This is a genomic window from Mangrovimonas aestuarii (genome assembly GCF_028767185.1).
GTDB lineage: Bacteria > Bacteroidota > Bacteroidia > Flavobacteriales > Flavobacteriaceae > Mangrovimonas_B > Mangrovimonas_B aestuarii.
On record NZ_JARACK010000002.1, the window covers coordinates 73,622 to 99,147 of the forward strand.

General features: G+C 35.2%; 29 protein-coding genes. 20 read left to right on the forward strand and 9 right to left on the reverse strand.

What is annotated here, in order from left to right; genetic code table 11:
* Positions 1 to 73: 73 nt before the first annotated feature.
* From PWU04_RS03035 to PWU04_RS03045, 3 genes are read left to right on the forward strand one after another with little or no spacing between them, the layout of a single operon-like run.
* A complete protein-coding gene (locus tag PWU04_RS03035) occupies positions 74 to 1,429 on the forward strand; it encodes a 2TM domain-containing protein (RefSeq protein WP_274474336.1) in 1,356 nt (451 codons plus the stop codon).
* Between the two features lie 12 nt (positions 1,430 to 1,441).
* Positions 1,442 to 1,792, forward strand: a complete 351-nt coding sequence (locus PWU04_RS03040) for a 2TM domain-containing protein (RefSeq protein WP_274474337.1) — start codon at positions 1,442 to 1,444, stop codon at positions 1,790 to 1,792.
* A 27-nt stretch (positions 1,793 to 1,819) separates the two neighbouring features.
* A complete protein-coding gene (locus tag PWU04_RS03045; protein WP_274474338.1) occupies positions 1,820 to 2,575 on the forward strand; it encodes a LytR/AlgR family response regulator transcription factor in 756 nt (251 codons plus the stop codon).
* A gap of 3 nt (positions 2,576 to 2,578) precedes the next feature.
* On the opposite strand, the gene PWU04_RS03050 is transcribed toward PWU04_RS03045, so the two are convergent.
* Positions 2,579 to 3,775: an LETM1-related biofilm-associated protein gene (locus tag PWU04_RS03050; RefSeq protein ID WP_274474339.1), complete on the reverse strand. Its 1,197-nt coding sequence runs from the start codon at positions 3,773 to 3,775 to the stop codon at positions 2,579 to 2,581.
* Between the two features lie 135 nt (positions 3,776 to 3,910).
* On the reverse strand, positions 3,911 to 5,242 hold the full coding sequence (locus PWU04_RS03055; RefSeq protein WP_274474340.1) for an adenylate/guanylate cyclase domain-containing protein: 1,332 nt from the start codon (positions 5,240 to 5,242) through the stop codon (positions 3,911 to 3,913).
* A 465-nt stretch (positions 5,243 to 5,707) separates the two neighbouring features.
* Between PWU04_RS03055 and PWU04_RS03060 the strand changes: the two genes are divergently transcribed.
* The 8 genes from PWU04_RS03060 (at position 5,708) to PWU04_RS03095 (ending at position 13,894) form a co-directional block, all read left to right on the forward strand.
* Positions 5,708 to 6,592, forward strand: coding sequence for an SdiA-regulated domain-containing protein (locus PWU04_RS03060; RefSeq protein ID WP_274474341.1), 885 nt, complete (start codon positions 5,708 to 5,710; stop codon positions 6,590 to 6,592).
* Positions 6,593 to 7,024: 432 nt separating this feature from the next.
* Complete coding sequence (locus PWU04_RS03065; protein WP_274474342.1) at positions 7,025 to 8,575, forward strand: arylsulfatase; 1,551 nt, start codon at positions 7,025 to 7,027, stop codon at positions 8,573 to 8,575.
* 147 nt (positions 8,576 to 8,722) lie between these two features.
* A complete protein-coding gene (locus PWU04_RS03070) occupies positions 8,723 to 8,914 on the forward strand; it encodes a hypothetical protein (RefSeq protein ID WP_274474343.1) in 192 nt (63 codons plus the stop codon).
* A 280-nt stretch (positions 8,915 to 9,194) separates the two neighbouring features.
* Positions 9,195 to 9,365 (forward strand): lmo0937 family membrane protein, encoded by a 171-nt coding sequence (locus PWU04_RS03075; protein ID WP_274474344.1) that lies wholly within the window; start codon positions 9,195 to 9,197, stop codon positions 9,363 to 9,365.
* A gap of 149 nt (positions 9,366 to 9,514) precedes the next feature.
* Positions 9,515 to 11,233 (forward strand): amidohydrolase, encoded by a 1,719-nt coding sequence (locus PWU04_RS03080; protein WP_274474345.1) that lies wholly within the window; start codon positions 9,515 to 9,517, stop codon positions 11,231 to 11,233.
* Between the two features lie 229 nt (positions 11,234 to 11,462).
* The gene (locus PWU04_RS03085; RefSeq protein ID WP_274474346.1) at positions 11,463 to 12,320 is read left to right on the forward strand and encodes a VOC family protein; all 858 of its coding nucleotides are present in this window, start codon (positions 11,463 to 11,465) and stop codon (positions 12,318 to 12,320) included.
* A gap of 23 nt (positions 12,321 to 12,343) precedes the next feature.
* A complete protein-coding gene (locus tag PWU04_RS03090) occupies positions 12,344 to 12,523 on the forward strand; it encodes a hypothetical protein (protein ID WP_274474347.1) in 180 nt (59 codons plus the stop codon).
* A 495-nt stretch (positions 12,524 to 13,018) separates the two neighbouring features.
* Complete coding sequence (locus PWU04_RS03095; RefSeq protein ID WP_274474348.1) at positions 13,019 to 13,894, forward strand: helix-turn-helix domain-containing protein; 876 nt, start codon at positions 13,019 to 13,021, stop codon at positions 13,892 to 13,894.
* An 84-nt stretch (positions 13,895 to 13,978) separates the two neighbouring features.
* Here the strand turns inward: PWU04_RS03095 and PWU04_RS03100 are convergent, their stop codons facing one another.
* Positions 13,979 to 14,347, reverse strand: a complete 369-nt coding sequence (locus PWU04_RS03100; protein WP_274474349.1) for a rhodanese-like domain-containing protein — start codon at positions 14,345 to 14,347, stop codon at positions 13,979 to 13,981.
* 31 nt (positions 14,348 to 14,378) lie between these two features.
* The gene (locus PWU04_RS03105) at positions 14,379 to 14,747 is read right to left on the reverse strand and encodes a DsrE family protein (RefSeq protein ID WP_274474350.1); all 369 of its coding nucleotides are present in this window, start codon (positions 14,745 to 14,747) and stop codon (positions 14,379 to 14,381) included.
* Between the two features lie 208 nt (positions 14,748 to 14,955).
* Here PWU04_RS03105 and PWU04_RS03110 point away from each other — a divergent pair, with 208 nt between their 5' ends.
* Positions 14,956 to 15,939 carry a phosphotransferase gene (locus PWU04_RS03110; protein ID WP_274474351.1) on the forward strand — a complete coding sequence of 328 codons (984 nt, stop codon included), beginning with the start codon at positions 14,956 to 14,958 and terminating at the stop codon, positions 15,937 to 15,939.
* A 40-nt stretch (positions 15,940 to 15,979) separates the two neighbouring features.
* On the opposite strand, the gene PWU04_RS03115 is transcribed toward PWU04_RS03110, so the two are convergent.
* The 3 genes from PWU04_RS03115 to recF are packed head-to-tail and all read right to left on the reverse strand — an operon-like array spanning position 15,980 to position 17,796.
* Positions 15,980 to 16,276 carry a DUF721 domain-containing protein gene (locus PWU04_RS03115; RefSeq protein ID WP_274474352.1) on the reverse strand — a complete coding sequence of 99 codons (297 nt, stop codon included), beginning with the start codon at positions 16,274 to 16,276 and terminating at the stop codon, positions 15,980 to 15,982.
* On the reverse strand, positions 16,276 to 16,692 hold the full coding sequence (locus PWU04_RS03120) for a hypothetical protein (RefSeq protein ID WP_274474353.1): 417 nt from the start codon (positions 16,690 to 16,692) through the stop codon (positions 16,276 to 16,278). Before PWU04_RS03120 ends, PWU04_RS03115 begins: the two co-directional genes overlap by 1 nt.
* A 15-nt stretch (positions 16,693 to 16,707) precedes the next feature.
* A complete protein-coding gene (gene recF, locus PWU04_RS03125) occupies positions 16,708 to 17,796 on the reverse strand; it encodes a DNA replication/repair protein RecF (protein WP_274474354.1) in 1,089 nt (362 codons plus the stop codon).
* 132 nt (positions 17,797 to 17,928) lie between these two features.
* On the opposite strand from recF, the gene PWU04_RS03130 reads away from it, so the two are divergent.
* From PWU04_RS03130 to PWU04_RS03165, 8 genes are all read left to right on the forward strand, one after another.
* Positions 17,929 to 18,702, forward strand: a complete 774-nt coding sequence (locus PWU04_RS03130) for a tetratricopeptide repeat protein (protein WP_274474355.1) — start codon at positions 17,929 to 17,931, stop codon at positions 18,700 to 18,702.
* 1 nt (position 18,703) lies between these two features.
* Entirely contained in the window at positions 18,704 to 19,189 is a 486-nt protein-coding gene (ribH, locus tag PWU04_RS03135) for a 6,7-dimethyl-8-ribityllumazine synthase (protein WP_274474356.1), read from the forward strand.
* 218 nt (positions 19,190 to 19,407) lie between these two features.
* The gene (locus tag PWU04_RS03140; protein WP_274474357.1) at positions 19,408 to 19,659 is read left to right on the forward strand and encodes a hypothetical protein; all 252 of its coding nucleotides are present in this window, start codon (positions 19,408 to 19,410) and stop codon (positions 19,657 to 19,659) included.
* Between the two features lie 16 nt (positions 19,660 to 19,675).
* Positions 19,676 to 19,966 carry a riboflavin synthase subunit beta gene (locus tag PWU04_RS03145; protein WP_274474358.1) on the forward strand — a complete coding sequence of 97 codons (291 nt, stop codon included), beginning with the start codon at positions 19,676 to 19,678 and terminating at the stop codon, positions 19,964 to 19,966.
* Positions 19,967 to 21,844, forward strand: a complete 1,878-nt coding sequence (gene mutL, locus PWU04_RS03150) for a DNA mismatch repair endonuclease MutL (protein ID WP_274474359.1) — start codon at positions 19,967 to 19,969, stop codon at positions 21,842 to 21,844. It begins immediately after the preceding gene.
* Positions 21,845 to 22,669, forward strand: coding sequence for a rhomboid family intramembrane serine protease (locus PWU04_RS03155; protein ID WP_274474360.1), 825 nt, complete (start codon positions 21,845 to 21,847; stop codon positions 22,667 to 22,669).
* Complete coding sequence (locus PWU04_RS03160; RefSeq protein ID WP_274474361.1) at positions 22,666 to 23,541, forward strand: rhomboid family protein; 876 nt, start codon at positions 22,666 to 22,668, stop codon at positions 23,539 to 23,541. Before PWU04_RS03155 ends, PWU04_RS03160 begins: the two co-directional genes overlap by 4 nt.
* Before the next feature lie 5 nt (positions 23,542 to 23,546).
* Positions 23,547 to 24,575, forward strand: coding sequence for an endonuclease/exonuclease/phosphatase family protein (locus tag PWU04_RS03165; protein ID WP_274474362.1), 1,029 nt, complete (start codon positions 23,547 to 23,549; stop codon positions 24,573 to 24,575).
* Here the strand turns inward: PWU04_RS03165 and PWU04_RS03170 are convergent, their stop codons facing one another.
* Entirely contained in the window at positions 24,576 to 24,887 is a 312-nt protein-coding gene (locus PWU04_RS03170; RefSeq protein ID WP_274474363.1) for a DUF6122 family protein, read from the reverse strand.
* Position 24,888: 1 nt separating this feature from the next.
* The gene (locus PWU04_RS03175; protein WP_274474364.1) at positions 24,889 to 25,512 is read right to left on the reverse strand and encodes a WbqC family protein; all 624 of its coding nucleotides are present in this window, start codon (positions 25,510 to 25,512) and stop codon (positions 24,889 to 24,891) included.
* Positions 25,513 to 25,526: the final 14 nt, after the last annotated feature.

Sequence of the window (25,526 nt, forward strand, 5' to 3'; positions counted from 1 at the left end):
AATTAAAGGTATTGGAAGACATTAGTTTGATTACCTTTAAAGCAAGAAATTTCCTTTTTATTAAGTTTAATCTATGAAGAAGATCATAAAGCAAATAATTCTATTACTCTTTATTGGAACACTTATTTTTTTTGTAGGGATTGCTTTTACGGGAACAACCCATATAAAAAGTGTAAACGGCTGGATTCTGCATTTTTTGTTTTACCAGTTGTATACTTTCGTTTTAGGGTTTTCCAATTTGGCATTCTTCAGAAAGATGGACCAATTGCAATGGAAAGGCAAAGAACCGAACCGAACCATACGCAGAGTTCTTATTGGGATAATAGGCTCGGTTGTTATTACGCTCACGGGCTTATTTGTATTAAGATTACTCACTGATGTATTTGTAAATGGAAATACACTAGGTGAATTCTTAAGTGAAGAAAAACTGAAAAATTATGTGTTTGGATTGTGGATAACCTTAACCGTTGTGATAGCTTTCCATGTGGTCTATTTTTATAATAAGTACCAACAGCAAAAACTAAAGCAGTCACAGTTTGTTGCAAAAACTGAAACGGCTAAGTTCGATGCCTTAAAGAATCAATTAGATCCTCATTTTTTGTTTAACAGTCTAAATGTATTGACAAGCCTTATAGATGAAAACCCCAAGAGTGCTCAGGAGTTTACAACGGGATTATCTAAAGTATATCGTTATGTCTTGGAGCAAAAAGATAAAGAGTTGGTAACGGTAGATGAGGAATTGGACTTTGCTAGAACCTATATGTCGCTTTTAAAGATGCGTTTTGAGGACAGTTTAATGTTTACTATCCCTGAGCGATCTCAAAATCCTGAAAGTAAGGTCGTACCATTGTCATTACAGTTATTGTTGGAGAATGCTGTAAAACACAATGTCGTGACCTCTTCAAAACCGTTGCATATAACAATCTATGAAGAAGCTAATAATTTGATAGTAGAGAATAACCTTCAACCCAAACAAACGTTAAAAAAAAGCAGTGGTGTGGGGCTCAGCAATATAGTACAGCGTTATGCCTTGCTAACTTCCAGAGAAATAAATATCAATCAGAATCAGAGCAGGTTTAGTGTTGCTATTCCAATGCTCACAAAACAAGTAAGTATTATGAAACCATTAGAAGAATCTAGAATAGACAATAATTACCTTTACGCTAGAAAGCGTGTAGAAAGCATTAAGGAGTTTTACACAGGGTTAATCGCCTATTGTTTGGTAAACCCTTTTCTTATCTTTATTAACTTCAAGACCTATTGGGGATTTCAATGGTTTTGGTTTCCGTTGTTGGGTTGGGGAATAGGCTTGGCCATTCACGCTTACATGGTTTTTGTTAACGATGGTTTTTTTGGCCGTAGTTGGGAAAAGCGCAAGATAGAGCAGTTTATGAAGGAAGAAGAACAAGGGAATAATCGTTGGAGTTAATTTGATAGAAAGATGGAAAATTACAGTAATAAAAAGAAAAGTTTAGGCTATGACCAGCGTTCCATTGGTCAGGATGAAGCTTATTTAAGGGCAAAAAAGAAGGTGAATAAGATACTTGGGTTTTATAAACACGCTGCAGTTTATGTTGTTATCAACCTGTTTTTAATTGCACTGGTAGCAATAAATACAGATTCTGAAGCTTCATTTTGGTCCTTTGGAACCTTTTCTACTGCTTTCTTTTGGGGCATAGGTTTGGCTTTTCACGCCTTGGGTGTTTTTGGTTCAGACCTGTTTTTTGGAAAGAAATGGGAAGAGCGCAAGATCAAGGAATATATGGATCGCGACAAACAGTTTTGGGAGTAGACTTTAGTTATAATTATAATTTTTTAAATGAACATAATAATTATTGAAGACGAAAAACCATCCGCTAGGCGTTTACAACGTTTGGTCGAGGGGTTGGGAATGGAGGTGAAAACTCTGTTGCATTCGGTTGAGGAGTCTATTGAATGGTTTGAGAGCAATATCCATCCCGATTTAATATTTTTAGATATTCAGTTAAGTGATGGCTTATCTTTTGAGATTTTTGAAACTATATCTATTTCATCTGCAGTAATATTTACTACAGCTTACGATGAGTATGCCCTCCAAGCATTTAAACTTAATAGCATCGATTATCTTTTAAAACCAATTGATGGAGGGGAGCTTGCTAAAGCCATAGATAAATACAAGACAAGGATTCCTGAGAAACAGGTTGTTAATCTTGATTTTAACGATATAAGAAAACTGTTGGTTAATCCAATTGATAGAGAGTTTAAGCAGCGCTTTTCGGTTAAGGTTGGGCAACATTTAAAATTGGTGGCTATTGATGAGGTTGAGTGCTTCTACAGTGAAAATAAGGGGACTTATTTGTACACGAATGATGGGAGGAATTATCTTTTGGATACCATTTTAGAGGAACTGGAAGAAGAGCTGGATCCCAAAGCTTTTTTTAGGGTAAGCAGAAAGTTTATTGTAAACGTTGAGGCCATTAGGGATATTATAAGTTATACCAATTCTCGACTGAAAATAAAACTCCAGTCGTATAATGAGCAGGAAATAATCGTATCCCGAGAACGGGTGAAGGATTTCAAGGGGTGGTTAGAATAAAGTCTAGTTTTTGGTGGTCTTTTTCTTTTCCTCGATTATTCTGTTGTCGTCAAAGGCAGAAGGTAATAGTTTAGGAATAAATTTTACGAAAAGAGGTAATAGTATAGCTCCTCCCGGCAGAATGAATATAGCCAAGCTTGGAATGGATTTAATAATATCCATAACTTGCTCCTGCACTTTTTTCTGTTCTTCATCAGTAAGTTCGCGAACGGTACTTTGTGTAATCAAAACCATAAGCTCCTTACTTTCCCTTAACTCTTTTAGAAGACGTTTACTGTTTCTGGAAATGAGTTTGCCTACCATAGCACTGGAGTTGTTGTAAAAACTCTGAACCAGGTTTTTAGAACTCAGTAATGGTATTTTCTCATGGTAAGCAGAATAAAACTTGTTAATAGCTAGTTTTGCCTGTTCTATGGATTGCTCCGAAAGATTTAGGGATTTTCCCAGTCTGCTCAAAAATTCATCCTCACTTTTATCGATTTTCAAATCGGTCCAAACGGACATACAGGCAATATCTAAAGCATATCGTGCTTCTATAGGGTTTTTTACAAGACTAACGGTTTGTTTGAAACTGAGTTCTGTTTTGTTTTGATAACGCAACGACGATTCAAAAAGCTTAATTAAACTTCTATCGTATTTACTTTTTCTGTTCTTGGTATTAAGAGCGGCAATAGCAGTGTTAAGAATAATGGATTCAAGTCGCTCTAAATACCTTGAAGTAATCTTACCCGTTTCCAAAAACTCATGAAAGGCTAGAATATCCACATAGAGAAGGGCGTTGGTAAGAAAGTAGTTGAAGTTTTTAGTGATTACGTTGTCGTCTATCTGAACACGCTTATGAATAATTTTCTCCAGTTGTGAAAAAGTGTTTTTCCCTATAAGAAGTCCATCGAAAAACGTTGGCTTGTGGGCGTCGATGGCCTTATAGAAAGCTATGGTGTTCTCAATAAAGTTGTCAATTCCTTTACAGTGGTAATGGGTATGGTAAAGCCCCAGGCATAAATTAAGTTTACTGATTTCTTCCCTCGTAAAATCGTAATTGTTACTAATGCTAACCACGGTCTTTACATTGCTGCCGTAGATAAATCCGCACTCTCTTAAAGCATGGTAAAAGCCTGCTTCGGAAACGGTAAAACTTTCCTTTTGTTTGTCTACTTCTTTAAGAAGTTTTTTAATCCAACCATTGGTAGATGGGTTCATGTGCTCGAAATAATAGGATATAAAGATAAAGTATAATGGAGTATTAAAAAGTAGTTGCCTAAATTTTAGAGTCTATAATAAATGGAAAAAAATAATTTAACATATTGTAACCCCAAATACTCCTTGGTTTTGCTATTATTCTCCAGTATACTTTTTCATTTCATCAGTTACCGAAAGTAAAGCTTTATACCATGCTGTTCCTATTTGTTCGGTATATTGCTCACCCAATTGCTCTTTTATTGTGGCCATTAAACAATCCAAAACTATAGGGTAGTATTCCTCTCGAACGCCATATCTGTAGTGATTCTTTCCAAGAGTTTTTAGCCCCATTTCCAGATATTCTGGTCTACTCATTGAATAAACAATACTGCCCAACATATGGGTTAACAATCGCCCTTGAGCTTTCATATTATGTTTAAAAAGGGCCTCAATCTCATTCGATTTATCAAAAACCCGTCCATAAAACTTTGCGGCAAATTCATCCTCATTTCTGAGTAAATAGTCAAGAGAATGCTGCAGTTCTAATTGGATGTCCATGTCGTGAAACCCAAACAATTCATAAATTTTAGTTAGATGTTCATGTCCCTGTAGTTGGATCTCGAATTCACGTCCAATGTTTAAAGTAGAGGGATTAAAGCTTCTTAGTATGGTTTCAGAAATTAATATATTGGTTCCGGCAGTTTTATTGTAATCTTGTATTCTACTTGTTGTATTTACCGGATCACCAACTACGGCAAATTGCTTGTATTTGGGATGTCCTAAATTGCCAATAAATGCCCTTCCAAAATTAATGCCTATACCAATTTTAATTTCTGTATCGAAATCAACCAATTCAAATTTATTTAAACGTTCAACGGCATATTGCATGCCTAAAGCAGCCCTAACGGCATCACTGCAGGTTTTGTGCTTAACTCCACCAGAAACCCCAAAGAGTCCTATAATTTCATCACCTGCATACTGGTAAATTACACCATTGTTAAACAAAATAGGATCACCAAGTACGGTATAAAACCTATTAAGGATATGTGCGGTATCGAAAGTTTTGTTTTCTAAGGCTATTTTAGTAAATCCTCTGATGTCGCAAAATAAAAACGCGATAGCGCGTTCATCGGCAGTATGGTCTAATAGGGTTTCCAGTTGCAATTTGTTTATCTCTGCACTGTTCCAAACCAAACGTTGGATGGCCACATCTCCGTTGATATAACTTTGACAAGCTAAGCGTATTGAGGGATCCCATTTTCTTAACTGAGCTGTTTCCTGTTCTTTTTGTGTTCTAGGTGATAAATGCTCTAGCCCTGTAATAACACGTACTCGGCATGTTGTACAAAAACCATTGCCCCCACATTCATGCATATGGGGAATTTGGTTCATAATCGAACAATCAAGTAGAGTGCCCTCTTGATCTGTCATTGTAACTTTTTCGTTAATTCCCGTATAGGTTACAATCGGAAACTTAATTTCTGACATACGCTAGTGTAATAAGTACACTAATAAAAATAATAAATTACACTGATATTGTGTAAGTTGTTGGCAGTGAAGTTTTTTGTTGTACTATCTTTATAGGTTAAACTTATCTTTAAGTCAGATAACTATAACTAATCAAAACGCAAAATAATCATGGAGTTAAGAATTGTTTCTTTAATATTATGTTCGTTGATTACAGCAACTGTGTTAGCTCAAGACAAACATAATATATTGGCTATTTGGGGAGACGATTAAGGAGTGTTATACATTACATTATCAAGATTTTCAAAACATCTTTTTTTTGAAATTATTGAAAGTTTAGTATTAGAAAAAGAAATGTGTATAATCGAGCTCTCTTTGAAATTGAAGAAATTGTCAAACTACTCGATAAGGAATTAAAAAGTAAAGGTTAACTAGGAACAGATTGAAAACATCAATCAGTTCTTTAATCAACATATTTATAACTAAATGAAGAATGTAATTGCAGTATTAGTTGTATTAATTTCTTTTGGACTTAACGCTCAGCAGGTACAGTTTTTGGATCTCCCTTCATTTTTTGATAGGGAATTTGAAATTTCAGGATTAACTGGGAATGCCGATAAACTGTTTTTAGCAGCAGAGCGTTGTGCCAAAATATTTGTCATTAAAAAGGAAGATATGACCCATGTTGAAACAATTCATTTAAATATTGATGCAATAAAAGGAGGGATTGAAATAGAAGGTTTAACGATATACAAAGATTTTTTGATAATTTCAGATGAAAAGAACGCTAAAATACTGTCCTATAATCTTAAAGCAAAAAGCTTGAGGAGCTTGAATCCGAGAGGAAAGGACTTGAGTTCGTTTAAAGGTTCGTATGGGATGGAAGGAATTGCGGTTGATGAAACATCGAATATACTGTATCTGCTAAGAGAGAAAAACGAAAAAAAACAAAGCGAAATACACTCTTTCTCAATTTCCGAAAAAGATGGTTCATTGAATTTACATTTCTTAAACCAAACATTAATTCAGCACGAAAGTAAAAACTGGAGATATACAGGATTATCTCTCGACACAGTAAATAAACGACTTCTGTGTTTAAAATCATACTATATAAAAGGTCAGCCTCGTTTGTGTAAACGAGAAATACATTATTTGCAGCTTGATTCTCTTACAACTGGCATCGCATATTCAAACATGTTGATATCACTTACTTCAGAAATCTATTTCATGAGAAGTTCTTTTGCGACTAACGTCGAAGGTATTTATTCAGATGATAAATCTATATATGTTACAAGTGATAATGGTGAAGGCGAAAAAGACTGTGACCAAAAATCCACTAAAACAATAATGATTAAAGTAAAAATGTACTAGTACTATCAAGTTGTATAGTCTTGTTTCAGAACATTTTTACAGCCATTCCCAACATTAATTTTGGATTATGTCTAGCGGTTTTTTTAATAAACTAAAAATAAATCTTAACCAGCTTCTTTAAAAGAAAATCATCAAACTCATTTCAAAGAGCTTTAGATTACAAATTATTTCTTTTTAATTGTATACGTTTTTTTTTTTTTTTTTTGATAAATTAGTGATTATGTGATGGTTAGTTTTGTGTTGTTATGTTATTCCTAATAGAATAAGGGAGACTATTAAAAGTATTCGGGTTCTTGAATTAATCACAGCACTCATAGACCTGAGGATTATACGCTTCATATCTTCTAATATACCAATCACAGTTTATGTAATTAATGTGTTTGTCCCAAAATGTTTTAGAATCAACTATAAATACACTAAATGAATTTTATTATGAGGAACACAGCAAAAATTTTAAAAGTCTTTAGCATTTTATTGCTATTACCATTGGTAAGTTTCGCCCAGGATAAACCAAACATTTTAATCATTTTTCCAGACGATGTTGGCTGGAGTAATGTTAGTGCGTATGGCAACGGAGTAATGGGTTATAATACTCCTAATATTGACAGAATAGCACAAAACGGTATCATGTTTACTGAACACTATGCACAACCATCATGTACAGCAGGTCGCGCAGCCCTTATTACAGGACAATATCCAATTCGCAGCGGTATGACCACTGTTGGGCGACCAGGTGCCGAACTAGGATTAAAAAAAGAATCACCCACATTGGCTGAAGTTCTAAAAGAACAAGGATACGCTACAGGTCAATTTGGAAAAAATCATTTAGGAGATAGAAATGAGCACCTACCAACTGTGCACGGATTTGATGAATTCTTTGGGAACCTTTATCACCTCAATACACAGGAAGAATACCAACAAATGGATTATCCTCAGAATCCCGAATATTTCAAAAAACATGGTACGAGAGGTGTACTACACACATGGGCAACAAATGTGGATGACAATACCGTTGATCCGAGGTTTGGTAAAATAGGTAAACAAAAAATTGAGGACACGGGGCAGTTATCAAGAGAAAGGATGGAAACAGTTGATGAAGAGTTCAAGGAGGCTATGATGGATTTTATTAAAAGATCCCAGAAAGACAACAAGCCCTTTTTTGCGTGGTTTAATCCAAGTAGAATGCACATGTTTACCCGATTAAAAAAGGAGAGTCGCTATTTAGCTTTACCATATACTACTGAACATGATTTTTATGGTAGTGGAATGATAGAGCACGATATGATGGTTGGAGATATTTTGGACGAATTGGAAAAAATGGGACTGCTTGAAAACACAATTGTAATTTATTCTACGGATAATGGCCCAGAGCATAGCGCAAGAACACATGGAGGAACAACCCCTTTTAGAGGAGAAAAAATGACTACATATGAGGGAGGTGTAAGAGTTCCTACCTTGGTTATGTGGAAAAAACAAATTGAAGGAGGAAGAAGGTTACAAGGCATCCAGGCTCATATGGACCTATTCACTACATTAGCTGCAGCTGCCGGTGTTCCCGATGTCGCTCAAAAAATGAAAAACGAGCGAAATCAATATATAGATGGAGTAAACAACCTTGACTATTGGTTGGGAAAATCCGACAAAAGCAATCGTAATAATTTCATCTACTATCATGAATCAGACATTCGTGCGGTTCGAATAGATCAATGGAAAATGCATTTTCAAACCAGCGAGAATTATTATGCCCCTTATGTCAAGCAAAAATTCCCTACTATGTACAATATTCACTTTGACCCATATGAAAGTTTTGACAATTTGACTGACCAATCAGACATGTTACAGCGAAAGCAATTCATTAATGAACCTATGCAGGAATTACTTGCTGATCACATTGAGTCATTAGTTAAATACCCACCTGTTCAAAAGGCAACAAGTTTCGACTTTTCAGAGATAATAAAGCAATTACAAGAAGGAAAACAATAAGAGTTTAGGTTAGATTTAAAATATAAAATTGGAGGCACATCCTTTAAAGTACATCTTGATGGATACAATCAAAGTGATATTTTACTAAGACAGGGAAAAACCAAGCGTAAGGAATTCTTTTACTTTACCGAGACCACATTACACGGCATGCGTTATAGGGATTGGAAAGTATTATTTAGAGATCAAGAAGAATGGTTTAGATCTACACACGATGTATTAACTACACCTTATATTATCAATTTAAAATTAGACCCTTTTGAACGTTTTACGGAATCTCGGGGCTACCACGAGTGGGCCGAAAATAGAAGCTGGATTATTGGACAAGTGGGGGGCATCTGACTAATTTTTTGGAAACCTTTAAGGAGTTCCCGCCAAGCCAAGAAAGTTTTTCTGCTCAGTCAGGAGATTTCAATTCTATGCTAAAAGCTGTTAACGGTAGGTAAGATTATTATGAGTATAGAAATATAATTAATGAGGAACTGAAACGGTCAGGCTATTTCAGTTTCTTTTTTGTTTTAAACAATAAAAAAAAAATAGTTAACAAGCTGTAAATCAAATCCATATTGTTTGTTTGGTTGAATAATTCCTTATCTTTATATGTAAGAAAAAGTTAGAAATTATGAAATCAATACTTTGGCTTGTTGCCGTTATCTGTATTATAGGTTGGGTACTTGGATTGTTGGGAATTATTCCGGGAATGTCTACCGGCAGTCTTATTCATGTGTTATTAGTGATAGCAATAATAATTATTCTATACAATATTATTTCTGGAAGGAAACCTCTACAGTAAAAGGATAAGATTGTTGAGAACCAACTGCTTTTTCAATTTAAGATTGAAAAATAATTGAAAATCAATGTTGAACAAGGTCTTTAGATTTATCGATAAAGACCTTGTTTAATTATAAACTAATAAAGAAAAGGTTTAAAAGTTAATATTAAATGAAAAGAGCACTAATTTATTTAGCAACCCTTGTCTTTGTTGTGGGATGTAAGGATAAAGTCCAAGAACGTAATGAAGTATTATTAGAGAAAGGGAATGAGCAGACTATTTATTTTGGAGGCGATATAATAACTATGAAAGGTGAATCACCTGAGTATGTAGAAGCCTTAGTTGCGAAAGAAGGAAAAATAGTTTTTACGGGCGATAAAGAAGAAGCCTTAACCGTGGCAGGAGATAATGCTATATTGAAAGACTTAAAAGGAAATACTTTACTTCCTGGATTTATTGATGGTCATGCTCATTTTTCAAGTTTTTCCTCTCAAGCCATTGGCGCACAATTGCTACCATCACCAGATGGTAAGGCGAATGATATTTCGACTCTTATTGATATTTTAAAAGAATGGAATGCCCCTGATAATAGAGCCTTAACAGGATGGATTTTTGGAACAGGTTTTGACGATTCAGTATTGGAAGAAAAAAGATTTCCCACAAAACATGATTTGGATCAAGTATCTACAGAATATCCCATTATGATTATACATATTTCTGGTCACTTTGCTGTTGTTAACTCAAAAGGGCTGGAAATGTTGAATATAGACTCCTCAACAAAAGACCCAGAAGGTGGTTTAATAAGAAGGGAAGAGAATAATGAACCCAACGGAGTTTTGGAAGAATTAGCAGGTATACCTCACTATGCTAAAGCGCTAACTCCATCATCAAAAGAAACTGCAGATCTGTTTTTTGAAGCAGGGCAAAAGATGGCGCTTTCTTATGGTTATACTACAGCTCAAGAAGGAAGAGCAATGGAAAATCATGAACAACTTGCTAATGCAGCTGATGCACTTAAACTTAAGCTGGATGTTGTGAGTTATATAGATTATATGTTTGTAGATAAGTATATGGGTAGTAAATGGAACAGTAAATTTTACGACAATCATTACCGTATAGGGGGCATGAAGGTAACTTTAGATGGTTCTCCTCAAGGAAGAACTGCATGGAGAACACAACCTTATATAATCGTTCCTGACGGTGCCAAGAGCGACTATAAGGGGTATCCAGCAATTCCAAACGATAGTACATTAATTTCTCTTTATGATAAAGGATTCAAAAACAATTGGCAGATTTTAACCCATGCTAATGGTGATGCTGCAATGGATCAAATGATAAGAGCCATGAAAAATGTAGTTGAAAATTATGGTAACGAAGGGAGGAGAGATGTCCTTGTTCATGGACAATACGTACGTGAGGATCAATTAGATTCATTTAAAGAGTTAAATGTTATTGCTTCTTTGTTTCCCTTGCATACCTATTATTGGGGTGATTGGCACAAGCAAATAATAGGAGATAGTCTGGGAAACAAAATAAGCCCTACCAAAACAGCTTTAAACAAAGGGCTAAAGATTACCATACACACCGATGCGCCAGTTGCATTACCCAACTTAATGCGGATGGTGGGTATTTCTGTTGAACGGAAGTCCCGTTCCGGTAAAATAATTGGCGAAAATGAAAAGTTAACTCCCTATGAAGCACTTAAAGCGATAACGGATTGGTCGGCTTACCAGCACTTTGAAGAAAACTCCAAGGGAACTTTAGAAGTTGGAAAGTTAGCAGATGTGGTTATCCTTGACAAAAACCCATTAAAAATAGATCCAAAGGAAATAAAAGATATACAGGTATTAGAAACTATAAAAGAAGGAGTTAGTGTTTATGTTAAATAGTTTTTGTTTTTAGTTTGTTATGTAATTTGAAGTGTAATTTTTTGAGCCAATTTTTTACCTCAGCTAATATATCAATACTGAATAATAGCTATGTATAAAGTAAATATTAATGATTTGATTTCTGGCTTTATTTTCTCTAATTCAGAAGTTTTACCCTAGAATACCTTAGTTGAAATGAAAAATAATTAAATAAAAAGAAATATTAGTTAAATGCTTAAACTATGATATTATGAATTTCAAAAAGATTTATTACATCCTTTTTCTATCGATTTTTGCAATCTTGAGCACCAGTTGTGACAGCAGTATTACTTATCCATCAATATCAGAAAAGGCTACAGGAATAAATAATCCAGGCCAATTTGTTTGGCACGATCTGGCAACATCAAACCCAAATGTTGCCATGAAATTTTACGGTGAAGTATTCGGTTGGAAATTTGAGACCTTAGGTAGTGGAAACAATCTCTATTATGTTATAAAAAACCAAGGAAAATCAATTGGAGGTATATTTCAATTAGCACAAAAATATGGTGAGAACAGTGAATGGATTGGTTCTATGTCAGTTCAGAATTTAGAGACAGCCGTTTCATTTAACGAAACTAATGGCGGGAAGACTATTTATAAGATAGCAGATTTTAAAGGTAGGGGGGAAACAGCTTTGATTCAGGATCCTCAAGGCGCTATTGTTGCTTTATTAAAGTCTGCGACCGGTGATCCTGAAAATGGTTCTTTAGTAAACAATGAATGGTTATGGAATGAGCTTTGGACTACAGACCTTGATGGTTCTTTGCGTTTTTATAAAGGTTTAGTTGAATATGAGTCTATGGAAGTGGAGCAATCTAAAGCACCTTACTTTATATTTTCCAACACAGGAAAGAAACTTTCAGGGGCACTTAAGAACCCAGTTCGCGAAGCACGAAGCGCTTGGATGCCATATATTAAAGTTGATGATGTTAATAAGTCAGTAGCTAAGGCTGAGGCAGCTGGGGCTTATGTTGTGATGAAGCCAAATCAGGAAATTAGGAATGGTACGGTTGCAGTATTGATAGATCCCTTAGGGGCACAGTTCACCATTCAGGAATGGCAGTAAGCAAATTAAAAAAACACACAATTATGAGATTTAAGAATAAAAGTATAGTTTACGCTTTCATATTATTAGCAGTATTTGCAATTAGTGCTTGTGCTAATGCCAGATGGGGGACCAGCGCAGGTGTTAGCGTTGATTTTGGTCCCAACGGGCCTAGGGTAAGACCTCACATGGATGTAGGTCTGTACAGTGGAGGTCGATATTAGATTTAAACTCACCAAGCCAATGGTAATTTAAATTATTGATCTATGGGTATAGGTCACTATAATTTGAAACTATTAGTAAACGGTTTATTAAGTGCTAATAAGTATAGATTTTGCTTCTCAATCAATATTTAAGAAAGGTGCCAAAAAAGATTCTTGTTAGTATGAAATTTGGCTTATATGGAGATTTCTGAAAAAAAGCCTTTTTAAAATAGATCTAATTAATATTAGCGATGTAACATTTATCATTCCGCAAAAGCATGTAAGACTTTTTATAGTCTGAATTATGTGTTTTCAATAGGGAATATCTTCATTAGTAACCATAAGAGATTCATTGATGACAGGTTGTATTTTGAAAATTCACAATCAAGGATTTATTAGTGGATTGATTATTTTGAATTTTTCTTACGTCTTATGTTGTTGTTAATCATGTGTTTGAAGTCTATTTTTGCTGGTTTTTCACTAAATTTATATAGGGATTAGTCAATTTTATTTGTCATGTTTGATTCGTATAAGCACTTTTTAGAAACACCAGGTTATCATAAAATAATTGGAGATGACTATTTGATTGTTGAGTTTAAATGCCCTATTAAAGAGGAATTGTTTGATGCTTGGTCTGAGTGCCATAGTATTGTTTATGTGTTAAACGGCCAAAAAAAATGGATTACTCCAACCAAAGCATTTCTGGTTCAGGAGAATCAATCTATTTTCGTAAGGAAAGGGGCTTTTAAAAACCAACAATATTTTGAGGAGAGTTTTTGTGTGCTTATGTTTTTCATGAAAGACGAATTCATAAAGCGATGTATAGAGATAGATATTACACATGAAATTTCAACTCCCCAAAAAATCGATTGTCCAGAATTTATATATAGAATCAATATAGAAGAAAGTTTAAGAGTATCGTATCATTCCTTTTTCTCATACCTACAAAACCAAAATAAAACCCCTCAGAAAATAATTGAGTTAAAGTTTAGGGAAATGCTTTTAAATATATGTTTGGATGCAAAAAATAAGGACATAAAAAATGTATTGTACACCTTAGCTCAAAATTCAGGGGGAAGTATTGAAAAGGTTATGGAGGAGCAGTTTATTTATAATTTAAAAGTAGATGAATTTGCAAGACTATGCGGTAGAAGTATTTCTACATTTAAGAGGGAATTCAGAAAGATTTACAATACTACCCCAGGAAAATGGTTAATGAAGAAGCGACTCAATCTTGCAAGGGAACTTATACTTACAACTGATTTTACTGTGCAACAAATCTGCTATGACTGTGGCTTTGAGAGTGACTCTCATTTTATTAGAAGTTTCAAGTCTGCTTTTGGAGATACTCCACAACATTGGAGAAATAGTAAAATACGTTCTGCAGGTTGATTGTAAAAGAGGAATTAAAAAATCCCTTAATAAATTGAACAACCATTATTAAGGGATTTTGTATTTGGACAGCATAAGATTTTTTTAAGACTTTTTTAATTTTAACCAAGCAGAGTGTCCTCCTTCCAAATTAAATACTCCCTTTACGTCATTTTTTTGGGCGTGGATAGCGGCCATGTATGACATTACTCCCCCAGTACAACAAAAGAGAAAAGGACCATTTCCGTTAAAGATTGACTTTAAATCTTCGTGACGTTTATCAATTTGGGTTTTAACTTCCTCAAGAGGTATGTTTATAGCTTCCGGAATATTACCTTGGTTCTCTATTGCCTGAGGTGATCTCACATCGACAATAGTGTATTGCTTTGATTCAATTATTTTGTCAAGTTGAGAAACTTTAATTTGTTCAATAACTTCATTAGAGCTGTGAAATTTTGATTGTGTATTTTCCATGGTTTTAATTTTTAATGTTAATTTCAGTTTATTAAATGGATATTGTTTCTGCTCCTTCTAAGATTAATTCATGTAGTGCTGGAGATCCTACTAATTCAATGTCATCTATTAAATCGTCAGGGGTATAGCCTCTCACTGCAGAGCAGGGTGGACATACCATTATTCTGGATTTGTTATTAATAACTGTTTCAATCATATCTTTCATAGTAGGGTCTTTAGGATTAAGATGAGCATGATTAAAGGCTCCTTTTCGTACCCAGTCAACTCCAGAGCTAACAAGAAAAATGCTAACCTCTAACCCAGACTTTATACCTCCATTAGCAATACTCCAAGCTACAGAGGCTCTTTCATCATCCATTCCTTTGCTAATTAATACAACTAATTTCTTTTTTGTTTCCATGATAAATTGATTTTTAATCGTTTATATAGCAAAGTAACGGAGATTAATTCCATGAGAGTAGCCTTAAAAGGCCAACAAATTGCCTGAAAAGTTCAGGTAATTCAATGCGACTGTTAAATGATGGATTGTAAATAATACTGAGTGAATGTTATTCGGTTGTAAATAAATTATAGTTTTACTGTTTAAAGATAATCTATCCAAATAAACTATGTCGTTTCCTGTTTTAGCTTCTATTATCACACCCGACTCAATTGCCGAATTATTAAGTACTACTCATGGTTTTAACAATAAGCCTCATTGTAAGATTTTAAAAACTGGAATAAACCACACCTATTCTGTTTTTTCAAATAGAGGGAAATATGTTTATAGAGTCTATAGCTATAATTGGCGTACAAGAGAGCAAATTGAAGAAGAATTAAAGTTACTTCTTAGCTTAAGGGAGAGTGGTGTTTCCGTGTCTTGTCCTATACCTGATAGCTCAGGAGAATTTATACAGGAAATTCAAGCGGCTGAAGGGCATCGCTACGGAGTACTTTTCAATCATGCCGAAGGAGAAAAGGTAAGAGCATTGAGTGTTAAGGACTGTCTTAGTTTAGGAGATTTGATGGGGAAGATGCACCATGCAACTGAAGGAAAAGAAATAGGCAGAGTAGAATATAACGCTTATACCTTAACAGAGCAGCCATACCAATATGCATTGGAACATTTTTCGGAGTCATTGGAAGGGATGGTACTCTTAAAAAGGGCAGGTGAGTATGTTTCTGATGTGTTTGCAGATGCCGATTCAAATCAATTGAGAAAAGGTATAGTTCACCTTGATTTCTGGTACGATAATATGAACATTGATGAAGATTCAAGGATTACCGTCTTCGATTTTGATTTTTGCGGTAACGGTTGGCAATTGTTGGATGTTGCTTATTGTGTAATGCAGCTCTTCAATACCGAACCAAATAAAGAGATGTTTGAACAAAAACTCATGGCGTTTTATAACGGTTATGAATCAGTAACTGCAATTAGTGATGAAGAAAAACGTTTGCTTCCTGCAGCAGGCTTGGCAGTTTGGATTTTTTACCTAGGGGTGCAATCCCAACGTTTTGATGATTGGTCTAACTTCTTCTTATCCAAAAACTACTTGAATCACTATTTAGGTATGGCACAAGCTTGGCTAAATTATAATGGAGTGGAAGTGTAATAATTGATTAATAAATCAGATGTTTTTTGTATGCGAAATTTTACTGCAAAATCAATTTCTTTATAATATCTCCCCCTAACTCATCATTAATCATTTTTATAATTTTATCCTTACCATAGCTCAATTCTTCACGAAGAACACTAGAACTAAGTTGTACATAAAGCGTGTCATTTTTTAAAACAACATTGGTAGTATAAGTGTTTATACCGCTTCCCATTAAATTTTCCCAAGCAGAACGAACATTAACCTTATTTAAGCCTTGTTGCAGGTTGTTGGTTTCAACAAAGTCCTTTAGTAAATCATTAATGCTAAAATGGTCGTTGTTTCGTTTGCTCATTAGTCTAGGTTTAATGGAGTATATCGTTTGTATTGGTATATGTTCTTATCTTGGTTTACAATTTGTAATTGTTGCTCACTTACTTTTAAAACAGTTTCTTTCCAGTTGGTGTAAGGTGTTTTATAGTACAGATTAATACTATCACGCTCTAACTTTACCTGTATTTGCTCCTTATTGTTTGAGGTTTCAAAAGTACCGCTAAAATTTGGTTTGAGCTTAATTCTAAACCCAGTTAAACTATTGGAAATATTAAAATAATCGATAGTTTGATTAAATTTATATTCACGAACAGATCCATCGGCTAAAGTGACTTTTTCTATTTCCCAATAGCCATTAAGTTGTTTAACAGTAGTTTCTGGAGAATTGCTGCATGACAGCATTAAAACTAATAGAAGAAAAGAAACTAAATATTTCATTGAAGTAGATTTAGGTTATTGAGGTTCAATTTTAAAAATCTCGTAGGATTGGTGAACTTGTTTAATGGCGTTTTCGGTTCTGTCTGCATGGGTATCACTAATAAATAATTGGCCAAAGTTCTCATCATCTACCAAACGAAGAATTTGTGTGACACGTTGTTCGTCAAGTTTATCAAAAATATCATCCAGCAGTAATATTGGGTTAACACCACTTTGAGACTTAATAAAATCGAACTGCGCCAATTTTAATGCGATGAGATAAGACTTTTGCTGTCCTTGACTACCAAACTTTTTTATAGGATGGCCTTGTATGTTGAACAATAAATCGTCTCTGTGGATACCAACACTCGTATATTGTAAAGCACGGTCTTTTCTCTGGTTGTCCTTTAATAGATCATCAAGTGTGTCATCTTCTAAATGACTTTTATAAGCCAAATCCACTTCTTCTTTTCCATTGCTAATGGCTTCATACCTTGCTTGAAAAATAGGGGAGAAAGTTTTTAAGAACTCCTTACGTTTGTTGAATATGCGTGAGCCAAACTCATTTAGTTGTTCGTTATAAACTTCGAGCGTGTCCTTGTTGAACGTGTTGTTTAGAGCAAAGAACTTTAATAATGCGTTTCGCTGAGACAAGGTCTTATTGTATTTAATTAGGTCGTTAAGATACTCTTTGTCGCTTTGCGAAATAACACTGTCTATAAACTTACGTCGGGTTTCACTGCCTTCAATAATAAGATCGCGATCGGCTGGGGATATAATGACCAATGGTAAAAAACCAATATGGTCGCTAAACTTATCGTAGGCTTTTCCGTTACGCTTTATTACCTTTTTCTGGCCACGCTTAAGGCTAATGGTTATTTTTTCATTGGAATCGGTTTTGTCATATTCCCCAGTAATAACAAAAAAGTCTTGTTCGTGCCTGATGTTTTGTGATGCTATTGGGTTAAAATAACTTTTGCCAAAAGAAAGATGATAAATAGCATCGAGAACATTGGTTTTACCCACACCATTATTGCCGACGAAGCAGTTTATTTTGTCATTGAAAACAAATGATTGACTGTCAAAGTTTTTGTAATTTAGCAGTGAGAGCGATTTCAGTACCATAAACCGTTAGCTAAGCAATTGATGTGTAGTTGGCTCCAAAGATAATGTACATAATCCTGAAAAATAACAAAACAATAGCCTTTTATTTCTGAAGAAAAATTTTATTTTTGCTCCGCATTAATATAAGAATATATGGCAACTTACAAGAAAAGAGGATATAAACCAAAACCTATTAAAGAATTAGAAGAGGAAGTTGAAGTGATGGAAGAACACTCAACAACAGCTGAAGTTTTTAACACCTTAGACGAGTCGGCTTCTAAGACTGAAGAATGGGTGGCGAATAACCAAAAGTACATTTTTATTGTAATTGGTATAGTAGCTGTTGTGGTGTTAGGATCATTGGGTTATAAGCAGTTTATTTCTGGTCCTGCTCAAGGGAAAGCAATGGACGCTATGTACCAAGCCAAAAAACACTTCAATGAGGCTGTTAGCGGAACCGAAAAGGATTCTTTATACAACTTAGCCTTAAACGGTGGTAGCGGAAAATATGGGATGTTGGATGTTATTAACGAATACAGTGGTACAGATGCAGCTAACCTAGCTAACTACTACGCTGGTATGGCATACCTTAACCTAAAGGATTATAAAAACGCAATATCTTACTTAGGAAATTTCAGTAGTGAAGATGAAGCTTTGGCTCCAATTGCTAAAGGAGGTATAGGTGATGCTTTTGTTCAGTTAAACCAATTGGAAGATGCACTTGGTTATTACGATGAAGCAGCTAATATGAGAAACAACGAGTTCTCTACACCTATGTACTTATACAAGGCTGGAACTATCGCTTTAGAGTTAGGTAAGACAGAAAGAGCTTTAGGGTACTTCAATAGAATTAAAACTGAATTCCCAGAATCTACTGAGGCTACTGACGTAGATGTATTTATCGGAAAAGCACAAGCATTGAAATAAGATGGCTACTGCAAATAAAAATTTATCGGATTACGATAAAACTTCAATCCCAAACGCGAGCAACTTTCGGTTTGGGATTGTTGTTTCAGAATGGAATGACACTATTACAGAAGGACTTTTTAATGGTGCGTTCGAAACTTTAGTAGAACACGGAACTTCTCCAGAAAACATTGTCCGTTGGAATGTGCCTGGAAGTTATGAGTTAATCTACGGTTCTAAAAAAATGCAACAGCAGGCTGTAGATGCAGTCATTGCTATTGGTAGTGTAATTCAAGGGGAAACAAAACATTTTGATTTTGTTTGTGAAGCGGTTTCTCAAGGAATAAAAGACCTTAACGTAATGGATGAGACTCCCGTGATTTTCTGTGTGCTTACAGATAACAATTTGCAACAGGCAATTGATCGTTCAGGAGGAGTGTACGGAAACAAAGGAACCGAAGCAGCTATTGCAGCTATAAAAATGGCTGTTCTTCGTCACGGAGCTTAGACGATTTTAAATCTAATACAGAATGCCGAAAAGAGTAATTTCAATCTTTTCGGCATTTTTTATTGCTGCTTTTTTGTCTGACATTTTATTGTTTTCTTTTTATAAGAATGTCTTTGGCTCGGTAATTGTCAAACTGTTCATGTTAACAAATTTTGGCAAGACGGGATGGGGATTTCGTTCTAATTTGAGTATTTTTGAAAAGATACAAATCCTGTCCTTTGAGTACTAATTTTTTTAATCAACGAGAGCGAAAGCGCTTCAATTACAATCCTAGATTTTCGGAAGAAGAGGAAGAGTCTACTTTGGGTAATTCAGGAGAGAATGATAATTCTATCAGTTCTTTTGAAGTTAGATGGAATCGGGCACGACGTTCAGTTAGAGGGAAGACCCGTAAAGGGGTTTCTCTACCTATCCTTTTTATAACGTTGGTGCTTGTCCTTGTTGTAATGTACTATTTAAGTAAAAAATAATCTTTCAAATTGTAGTATGGGACTTTTCAAACAGAGACAGAATAAAAAATTCAGTTATAAACCACGCCATTACAAGTACGATGGGGAGGGAAGTCCGTTTGAAATGAGACATAAGTTCGATGACTTCCGTACCACAGTAGGTAAGCAAGGAGGTTTAAAAACAAGGTTTAAAACCGCTTGGAACGAATTCAGGGAATCTTCCGATCGTGAAACCAACCGTAGAATTTTGATTATAGTTTGTGTCTTAATATTACTTTTTCTTTTTATAATCGACTTTGATTTATCCATATTCTTTTCAAAACAATAGATGTCAGATATAATTCAACTCTTACCAGATCATGTAGCCAACCAAATAGCCGCAGGGGAAGTGGTGCAACGCCCAGCCTCCGTAGTGAAGGAATTAATGGAAAATGCTATTGATGCGAAGGCTACATCAATCAAATTAATAGTTAAGGATGCCGGAAAAACACTGATTCAAGTTATTGATGATGGTGTTGGCATGAGCACTACAGATGCCCGGTTGAGTTTTGAACGCCATGCAACTTCTAAAATTCGTCAAGCCGACGATTTATTCCAGTTGCATACCAAGGGGTTCCGTGGAGAAGCTTTGGCTAGTATTGCTGCTATTGCCCACGTGGAAATGAAAACCAAACAGGAGAATAATGATGTTGGGACACTTATTGAAATGGAAGGCAGTGAAGTGAAGTCGCAAGAGGTTGTTGTTACTCCTACAGGTACTTCAATTGCCGTAAAAAATCTATTTTTTAATATTCCTGCACGTCGCAATTTCTTAAAATCGAATGCAGTAGAGATACGTCATATTATTGATGAATTTCAGCGTGTAGCTTTGGCGCATCCAGATTTGAGTTTTGTGATGTACCATAATGGCAGCGAAACTTTCAATTTACCGGATAGTAACTACAGACAGCGCATTGTAAATATTTTTGGAACGAAGACCAATGAAAAGTTGGTGCCAGTTAACGAAGAAACTGAAGTTGTAAAAGTATCGGGCTTTGTAGGTAAGCCCGAATTTGCTAAGAAAACAAGGGGAGAGCAGTTCTTTTTTGTAAATAATAGATTTATAAAAAGTTCATATCTAAACCATGCTGTAAGTTCTGCGTTCGAAGGCTTGTTGAAAGATGGTGCACATGCCAGTTATTTTATTAACTTAGAGGTAGATCCTCAAACCATTGATATAAATATTCATCCAACAAAGACCGAAATAAAGTTTGACGATGAGCATACGCTATATGCTATTATAAGAGCTGCCGTAAAACACAGTTTAGGACAGTTTAACATTGCACCTGTGCTTGATTTTGAAAGGGATGCTAATTTAGATACGCCCTATAGTTACAGTAATAAAGGAGCAACAACTCCTAAAATTGAAGTGGACAGAACTTTTAACCCATTTCAAGATGATAGTAATTCGTTTTTTGGTGGAGGAGGTGAGAGTTCGAGCTTTAGAACAGAGAGCCGTCATAAAACCAATACGGCTAGTTGGGAAAGTTTGTATGTAGGATTAGAGTCTAAGGGTACACAAACAGAAGATGACTTTAGTTCAATAGAGTTTGAAAGTGAGGAACAAACAGCAGGTTTGTTTGAAGATGAACAGGCGATTGAAAATCAGCAGACCACATATCAGTTGCACAACAAGTATATAGCTAGCACTATAAAATCGGGGATGTTACTGATTGATCAACATAGAGCACATCAACGAGTACTTTACGAAGATTTTTTGCAACACATTACTGTAAAGGAGGCCGTAAGCCAACAGTTGTTGTTTCCCTTGGAATTGCATTTTTCGCCACAGGAACTTAAAATTATCAAGGACTTGAAATCCGATTTGGAGTACACAGGATTTGCTTTTCAAAATTTAGAAGACGAATGTTTGGAAATTACGGGAGTTCCGGTGAGTGTTCCGGAAAGTGAGGTGTCTATCATCCTTGAACAATTGATAAACGATGTACAACATGAGGTTCCAGATGCCAATTTCAGTTCAGCAGATTTGTTGGCTAAATCCATGGCTAAGAGTTTAGCTATAAAACATGGGCAGGCTTTAACTAAATTGGAGCAGGAACATTTGGTAAATCGTTTATTTGCCTGTAAGGAGCCTAATATGTCACCAGTTAATAAACCAACCTTCATCACCATGACTGTTGATGAAATAGATAAAAAATTTGTGTAGATGTACAGAATGACCGAAACCGTTAAACATTTGTTGATCATTAACGTGATCATGTTTATTGGTACAGTTACCGTTGGGGGTGGCGAATTGTTTTATAACCTTTTTGCATTACATTTTCCTAAAAACAGTTTGTTTCAGCCTTGGCAGATTATTACACACATGTTCATGCATGGTGGTTTAACCCATATCTTGTTTAATATGTTTGCCTTATGGATGTTCGGAACAGCTGTTGAGCAACAGTTTGGAGGAAAGAAGTTTTTGTTCTTCTATATTTCTGCAGGACTTGGAGCCGCTTTGATTATGTTGGGATATAATTATTTGCAATACATTAATGCGGAAAAGGGAATTGAAGGTCTTAATATGGGGAGTGAGCTGGTTAAGAAAATTGTTTCTATAAATGCCAGTGATGGGATGGCCATACGAGGAGATTTGCTTTCACAAAAAATGTTGCCTATTCTTAAGGAGTATAATTTTAATCCAGGATTACTTGATCAGAGTTCTTTTAAGGCATTGTTTGATATGAATGTGATAGGATCAGGAACTATGGTTGGAGCCAGTGGAGCTATAATGGGTGTTTTGGTTGCGTTTGGGATGCTGTTTCCAGAAGCAAAACTTATGCTTATATTTTTACCTATTCCAGTTAAGGCTAAGTATTTTATACCTGCAATTATAGGGTTAGACTTGTTCTCAGCCATAACGGGAACTTCTATATTTAGTCCGAGTAATACGGCTTATGTTGCTCACGTGGGAGGAGCTTTGACAGGATTTTTAATTATGATGTATTGGAAAAAAACTCAGTTTAATAAAAACCGTTGGGACCGATGAGTTTTATAGATGACTTAAAATATAAATATACCAGACTAAATGTACTTGAAAAACTGATAGCCATAAATGGGGCAATTTTTATAATTGGATTACTTCTTAAGCTTTTTAGTTCAATAGTACCAGGGGTTCAGGTGTTGCGATGGTTCGAACTGCCAAGTGATTTTTTTGAGGCTTTAAAGCATCCATGGTCTATTATTTCCTATGGGTTTGTCCATTACGATTTTCTGCATATCCTTTTTAACATGCTATGGCTTTATTTTATAGGTCGTATGTTTATGAACCTGTTCAATCCCAAAACAGGCTTGAATGTTTACCTTTTGGGAGTAATCATTGGTGGATTGATTTTTCTTGCGGGTTACAATATTTTTCCATCATTTTTTTCGGGAACTACCCGTTTAGTTGGTGCATCAGCAGGGGTGAGAGCCTTGTTAATTTTCCTTTGTGTGTATATGCCGCATCAGGAAGTTAGGTTCTTTACGTTTAATATTAAGTTGTGGTACATTGGAGGAGCAATACTGTTTTTTGACTTTATTGGCTTATTCGGGCTAAATGCTGGTGGAAATTTAGCGCATCTAGGAGGTGCAATGTTGGGATATTTTTATGCTGATCAGTTAAAAAAAGGGAACGATATAGGTAAAGGTTTTGAACGTTTAATGGATTGGATAACCAGTTTGTTTAAACGTCCTGAAAAGTCACCTTTAAAGACGGTGCATAGAAAGCAAAAAAATGGATATGCTGGTTATTCCAAAAAAGAGTTTGATGAGTTTAATACCCAAAAACGAGTTGATATCATTCTTGATAAGATAAGCAAGAGTGGTTACGATAGCCTAACTAAAGAGGAGAAGGAGTTTCTCTTTAAGGCTGGTAAATAAACCCCATGAAAAAACTAAACTTTATAGATAAGCTCATTTTTGTGTTAAATAGCATTGTGGCTACATTATTGTTGTTTTCATATGTGTTGCCGTTCTTGCCGCCAAAGACCTTTGCGGTGCTCTCTGTACTGAGTTTAGGGGTGCCTTTGCTTATCCTAATAAATGTTCTGTTTTTTCTATATTGGCTGCTTAAGGTAAAACGACAAATGATCTTGTCCCTTTTAGTGCTTTTATTAGGCTATGCTTCATTTGGATCTGTATATAAGTTTTCAGCAACGAAACAATTGGCAAATGAGTACCAATTATCCATAATGAATTACAATGTGCGTTTATTTAACGTATACGAATGGATTGCTGAAGATGGTATTGAAACTAAGTTGGTCGATTTTGTAAAAAAACAAAATCCTGATGTTCTTACACTTCAGGAGTATCATCCACGTGAGCATGTAGATTTTTCATTTTTCAAGTATAAGTTCGAAAAACTTTCAGGGAATAAGGTTAAGTCTGGCCAGGCGATTTTTTCTAAGTACCCAATAATCAATTCAGGGTCAATTGAATTTCCAAACACTTCCAATAATGCCATTTTTGCGGATATCGTTAAGGGAGATGATACCATTCGCGTTTACAATGTGCATTTACAGTCGTTAAAGATTAATGCCGATGTTAATGCCTTGAAGAAAACAGATTCAGAGCGTTTGTTGCAGCGAGTAGGTAATACTTTTAAAATGCAACAGAAACAAACTGAATTATTTGTTAAGCATAAGGCTGAATGTCCTTATAAAATGATTATCAGTGGTGATTTTAATAACACAGCCTATTCCTATGTGTATAAAGAGGTAAAGGGCGATATGGTTGATACTTATAAGATGGCAGGAAACGGCTTTGGACGTACCTACGATTTTAAATTCTTTCCAGTGCGTATCGATTTTATTTTAAGTGATAAAGCGTTTCAGATTAGCGACTTTAAGACCTACGACGAATTATATTCCGATCATTACCCTATTATGGCTACGGTTAATTTGAAGGTAGAGTAATTACGGAATCATCAAACAATCTACTGTATCGGCTAGAATATGAATAAGTAATCCCAGACCAATTAACCGCGTTTTTTTAGGAAATAGAAGCAATAAGTAAATAACTATAACTGCATAGCTGTGTAGCGGATGGAAATTGATACTGCAACGATTCGGACTGAAAATGGGATTTGCCAATAAGTGATCTAAGTCAATGATGAACATAGAAAACATGACGATTAATGCGAACTTCCATTTAGGTTTATACCAAATGAGGGCTACAGCTAAAGGAACCAAAAAATGAATGCCGTAATGCAGTAAGGAGCGCCACATGTTATATGTTCAATTCTTGGCTTTCCAAATAGTTTAAACTATTTGGACCTTCACTGAACAACAAATCTAAAATACTCAGGTTTGGGATAAAACCATGCTTGTCATCAAACACCTGAATGTATCTGTCAAAACTCTGAGCTATTTCCTTTTTGGAGTTAACCATCCCTCTTAGATCTAATTGCTCCTGTGGGCTTTTGTCAAATACTTTAGTAAAACTTGGCTCAATCTCCAATTGAAGACATTCGCAAATGGTTTGAAAACACGCTATATTGAAATCGTAAATAAAGTCTGTTTTGGTTTCGAAAAGCGGTCTAAGGTCATCTTCATAAAACTCAAAAAAAGGAGAAGACAGATAAGCTGATTGCATAGATTTCCAATGAAGCGATTGCCAATCGGTGGTATTTGATATTCTTACATCACGGTATAACTGACGTTTTTTTTGAGTGTATTCTACAGGAATATTCAATAACAGTTTTCCGTTAGCACCGTAAATATATGTACGCGTTCTGTAGGTTTGCTTTTCAAAATTATCATGCCTTTCAAACACTACTTTATCGGCTTTAACCATTCCGACAAAGTGCGAGATGTTAGGGAAATAGGTGGGATGCAACAAAACGTTGTTCATCTCAATAGTATTTT

Bases quoted from the DNA above. Each gene is read 5' to 3' on its own strand.
- PWU04_RS03035 (WP_274474336.1), top strand. From the start codon at position 74: ATGAAGAAGATCATAAAGCAAATAATTCTATTACTCTTTATTGGAACA.
- PWU04_RS03040 (WP_274474337.1), top strand. From the start codon at position 1,442: ATGGAAAATTACAGTAATAAAAAGAAAAGTTTAGGCTATGACCAGCGT.
- PWU04_RS03045 (WP_274474338.1), top strand. From the start codon at position 1,820: ATGAACATAATAATTATTGAAGACGAAAAACCATCCGCTAGGCGTTTA.
- PWU04_RS03050 (WP_274474339.1), bottom strand. From the start codon at position 3,775: ATGAACCCATCTACCAATGGTTGGATTAAAAAACTTCTTAAAGAAGTA.
- PWU04_RS03055 (WP_274474340.1), bottom strand. From the start codon at position 5,242: ATGTCAGAAATTAAGTTTCCGATTGTAACCTATACGGGAATTAACGAA.
- PWU04_RS03060 (WP_274474341.1), top strand. From the start codon at position 5,708: ATGAAGAATGTAATTGCAGTATTAGTTGTATTAATTTCTTTTGGACTT.
- PWU04_RS03065 (WP_274474342.1), top strand. From the start codon at position 7,025: ATGAGGAACACAGCAAAAATTTTAAAAGTCTTTAGCATTTTATTGCTA.
- PWU04_RS03070 (WP_274474343.1), top strand. From the start codon at position 8,723: ATGCGTTATAGGGATTGGAAAGTATTATTTAGAGATCAAGAAGAATGG.
- PWU04_RS03075 (WP_274474344.1), top strand. From the start codon at position 9,195: ATGAAATCAATACTTTGGCTTGTTGCCGTTATCTGTATTATAGGTTGG.
- PWU04_RS03080 (WP_274474345.1), top strand. From the start codon at position 9,515: ATGAAAAGAGCACTAATTTATTTAGCAACCCTTGTCTTTGTTGTGGGA.
- PWU04_RS03085 (WP_274474346.1), top strand. From the start codon at position 11,463: ATGAATTTCAAAAAGATTTATTACATCCTTTTTCTATCGATTTTTGCA.
- PWU04_RS03090 (WP_274474347.1), top strand. From the start codon at position 12,344: ATGAGATTTAAGAATAAAAGTATAGTTTACGCTTTCATATTATTAGCA.
- PWU04_RS03095 (WP_274474348.1), top strand. From the start codon at position 13,019: ATGTTTGATTCGTATAAGCACTTTTTAGAAACACCAGGTTATCATAAA.
- PWU04_RS03100 (WP_274474349.1), bottom strand. From the start codon at position 14,347: ATGGAAAATACACAATCAAAATTTCACAGCTCTAATGAAGTTATTGAA.
- PWU04_RS03105 (WP_274474350.1), bottom strand. From the start codon at position 14,747: ATGGAAACAAAAAAGAAATTAGTTGTATTAATTAGCAAAGGAATGGAT.
- PWU04_RS03110 (WP_274474351.1), top strand. From the start codon at position 14,956: ATGTCGTTTCCTGTTTTAGCTTCTATTATCACACCCGACTCAATTGCC.
- PWU04_RS03115 (WP_274474352.1), bottom strand. From the start codon at position 16,276: ATGAGCAAACGAAACAACGACCATTTTAGCATTAATGATTTACTAAAG.
- PWU04_RS03120 (WP_274474353.1), bottom strand. From the start codon at position 16,692: ATGAAATATTTAGTTTCTTTTCTTCTATTAGTTTTAATGCTGTCATGC.
- recF (WP_274474354.1), bottom strand. From the start codon at position 17,796: ATGGTACTGAAATCGCTCTCACTGCTAAATTACAAAAACTTTGACAGT.
- PWU04_RS03130 (WP_274474355.1), top strand. From the start codon at position 17,929: ATGGCAACTTACAAGAAAAGAGGATATAAACCAAAACCTATTAAAGAA.
- ribH (WP_274474356.1), top strand. From the start codon at position 18,704: ATGGCTACTGCAAATAAAAATTTATCGGATTACGATAAAACTTCAATC.
- PWU04_RS03145 (WP_274474358.1), top strand. From the start codon at position 19,676: ATGGGACTTTTCAAACAGAGACAGAATAAAAAATTCAGTTATAAACCA.
- mutL (WP_274474359.1), top strand. From the start codon at position 19,967: ATGTCAGATATAATTCAACTCTTACCAGATCATGTAGCCAACCAAATA.
- PWU04_RS03155 (WP_274474360.1), top strand. From the start codon at position 21,845: ATGTACAGAATGACCGAAACCGTTAAACATTTGTTGATCATTAACGTG.
- PWU04_RS03160 (WP_274474361.1), top strand. From the start codon at position 22,666: ATGAGTTTTATAGATGACTTAAAATATAAATATACCAGACTAAATGTA.
- PWU04_RS03165 (WP_274474362.1), top strand. From the start codon at position 23,547: ATGAAAAAACTAAACTTTATAGATAAGCTCATTTTTGTGTTAAATAGC.
- PWU04_RS03170 (WP_274474363.1), bottom strand. From the start codon at position 24,887: ATGTGGCGCTCCTTACTGCATTACGGCATTCATTTTTTGGTTCCTTTA.
- PWU04_RS03175 (WP_274474364.1), bottom strand. From the start codon at position 25,512: ATGAACAACGTTTTGTTGCATCCCACCTATTTCCCTAACATCTCGCAC.